This window comes from Rosenbergiella sp. YN46 (genome assembly GCF_036620675.1).
In the GTDB taxonomy this organism is placed as follows: domain Bacteria; phylum Pseudomonadota; class Gammaproteobacteria; order Enterobacterales; family Enterobacteriaceae; genus Jejubacter.
This window is the reverse complement of record NZ_JAZHEE010000154.1, coordinates 1-541: the sequence shown is the minus strand read 5'-3', so window position 1 is coordinate 541 and position 541 is coordinate 1. Positions and strand designations below refer to the sequence as shown.

1 protein-coding gene is annotated in these 541 nt (G+C 53.2%); it reads left to right on the top strand.

Features of this window, described 5'->3' with window-relative positions:
- The coding region (locus tag V3W49_RS22995; protein ID WP_500148298.1) for an IS256 family transposase at window positions 1–541 on the top strand (541 nt) is incomplete at both ends.

Sequence of the window (541 nt, the reverse complement as noted above, 5' to 3'; positions counted from 1 at the left end):
TAATCAAACAGTTAACCGAAGCGGCGCTATCTGCTGAACTTGATTCCCATCTGGCCCAGGATGTGGAAGCCAACCGTAAAAACGGCTCCGGCAAAAAGACCATTAAAGCTCCGACCGGCAGCTTCGAACTGGCGACTCCGCGCGATCGTAACGGCACTTTTGAACCACAACTGGTGAAGAAGAATCAGACCACGCTGTCCGACGAGATAGAACGTAAGATCATTCGCCTGTTCGCACTGGGCATGAGCTACCAGGACATCAGCCGGGAAATTGAAGATTTATATGCCTTCAGCGTTTCCGCCGCCACCATCAGTGCGGTCACCGATAAAGTCATCCCTGAGCTAAAACAGTGGCAGCAGCGCCCGCTGGAGAAGGTTTACCCCTTCGTCTGGCTGGACGCCATTCACTATAAAATCCGTGAGGATGGTCGCTACCAGAGCAAGGCGGTTTATACCGTGCTGGCACTGAACCTGGAAGGCAAAAAAGAAGTCCTGGGGCTGTATCTGTCGGAAAGCGAAGGGGCGAACTTCTGGCTGTCGGT